A 2,282-nucleotide genomic window follows, 5' to 3' on the forward strand; every position below is an offset into this window, starting at 1 on the left:
GATGGCGTCCCGTGGAGTGGTGTAGCAGGGATCTTGGAGTGACCCCTGGTCATGGGGCAGCCATCGCGCAACTCTCTGTGTAGAACGGCGAGTTCACCCAGGGAGGTACGCGATGGCCTTATCCCAGTCTGACCTACTCCGCCTCATGGAGTCACTGCGTTCGGCCGACGGAATCGAGTTGATCAGGACCCTCGCCCAGCGGATCCTGCAGGAGCTGATCGAGGCCGAGGCCACCGCCCGGATCGGCGCCGAGCCCGGCGAGCGAACCGAGGCCCGTACGACCTGGCGCAACGGCCACCGGGACAAGACCCTGACCACGCAGGCCGGCGATCTGGAGCTGGCCATCCCCAAGGTCCGCACGGGCAGTTTCTTCCCCAGCCTGCTGGTGCGCCGGCGCCGCATCGACCAGGCCCTTTACGCGGTCATCATGGAGGCCTACGTCCTGGGCGTGTCCACCCGCTCGGTCGACGACCTGGTCAAAGCCCTCGGAGCGGACACCGGCATCTCCAAGAGCGAGGTCTCCCGGATCTGCGCTGACCTGGACGAACAGCTCACCGCCTTCCGCACCCGGCCGCTCGGCCACACCCGTTTCCCCTACATCTACCTGGACGCGACCTACTGCAAGGCGCGGGTGAACCACCAGATCGTCTCCCGGGCCGTGGTCGTCGCCACCGGCATCACCGAGGACGGCGGCCGCGAGGTGCTCGGGGTGATGGTCGGCGACAGCGAGACCGAGGTGTTCTGGGCCGAGTTCCTGCGTCACTTGCGCGAACGCGGCCTGACCGGGGTCCGCCTCGTCATCGGCGACCACCACAGCGGCCTGGTCAAGGCGATCCGCAAGGTCATGCTCGGAGCCGCCTACCAGAGATGTCGCGTCCACTTCCTGCGCAACACCTTCGCGATCATCCCCAAGGACGCGGCCGAGATGGTCGCCGCGACCATCCGCACGATCTTCGCCCAACCCACCCAAGCCGCGGTCCGAGCTCAGCTGGACACCGTCGCCGACATGCTCGGCAAGCAGTTCCCCAAGGTCAAAGCGATGCTGCTGGAGGCCCAGGACGACCTCACCGCCTACGCCGGCTTCCCGGAGCGACATTGGAAGAAGATCCAGTCCACCAACCCGCTGGAGCGGATCAACCGCGAAATCAAACGCCGCACCGACGTCGTCCAGGTCTTCCCGAACGACGACGCGCTCCTGCGGCTGGTCACCGCCGTGCTGTTCGAGATGCACGACGAATGGATCGCCTTCCCCCGCCGCTACCTACCCGAGGGCAGCATGGACCAGATCTACCCCGCCGAACACGCCCGCGACGAACTACCGCCCACCGCATGACCGTTGGCGCACGACCACTACACCACTCCACGGGACACGACCCTACGCAATCGGGTACATGGAGCTCGGGATCGCCCAGCAGGAGGGCACCGACCCGTTCTGGTACTGCGAGATCGACCCCTTGGACGCGCTGTTCCTGGGCTCGGCCTGGCCCGGAAAATTCCATGACGAGTTCGAGTTCGCGAATGCCCGTGACGCTTGGCTCCGCCTTCTGCAAGGGACGGTCCATGGCCAGGGCATCCGGACCTTCGTCCACGAGGTCGTCGCAACCAGTCGGGAGCTGGGCCTCCCAGTGGATGACGGACAGCTGATGCTGGCGGTCGCCGATCGACTCGAGGCAGCTGGACTCGACAGGCGCAGGCTTCCTCTCCGTCTACTCCCGGGGCAAGCGCTCGAGGAGCACCGCGCTGTCCGAGGGCCTGCTCCGGATCTGCGGTTCCCGGAGCCGCCGGAGGACGCGCAGGAGCGAGTCGAACGGTTCTGGCAAAGGTCGCCCGAAGACTCATGGGAAGAGACACCCCTGGCCGTACTCCGCAGTGGGCTGCACCGGCTCCAGGACGCTGGGCTACCCGTGGAGCAGGAGTCCTGCATGCTGCTGTCGGCTCTCTACCGTGCTCTCCTGGCCAAGCCCGGTGAGCCCTTGGAGAGCCTGCCGGAGCACGCCATGGCCTGGGCCTTCTCCCTGGATGAAACGTCAACGCTGCTACCGGTCGTGGACCTCCTGGCCATCGCCCCTATTCAGGGACTGTCGACCGACGAGGTGCTTGGACGTCTCTTCGCCATACCCGCCTTCACCGAAACGATTCCGTCCGCTGCCCTGCTGTGGACCAGTTCTCCCGGACTCGCCCTGCCGCGCCTGGCATTCGAGCTGGGGGTCTCCGAAGTCTCCACGCTGGCGGCCGAGCTCACACCGGACATGCTCGACTGGGTCGGCATGCACACCACGATG

The 2,282-nt window shown here is 66.5% G+C and carries 2 protein-coding genes; both read left to right on the forward strand.

All coding sequences use genetic code 11. From position 1 onward, the window contains the following. Positions 1-112: 112 nt before the first annotated feature. Positions 113-1,333: an IS256 family transposase gene (locus ABD323_RS40500; RefSeq protein ID WP_344447116.1), complete on the forward strand. Its 1,221-nt coding sequence runs from the start codon at positions 113-115 to the stop codon at positions 1,331-1,333. Between the two features lie 58 nt (positions 1,334-1,391). Further along, positions 1,392-2,282, forward strand: an 891-nt coding sequence (locus tag ABD323_RS40505) for a hypothetical protein (RefSeq protein WP_344447117.1), incomplete at its 3' end; no start/stop codon positions are given.

Origin of the sequence: Kitasatospora nipponensis (assembly GCF_039528135.1) — a bacterium.
GTDB classification, from domain to species: Bacteria; Actinomycetota; Actinomycetes; order Streptomycetales; family Streptomycetaceae; genus Kitasatospora; species Kitasatospora nipponensis.

Excerpts from the sequence above, each read along its gene's own strand:
- ABD323_RS40500 (WP_344447116.1), top strand. The coding sequence starts at position 113 with ATGGCCTTATCCCAGTCTGACCTACTCCGCCTCATGGAGTCACTGCGT.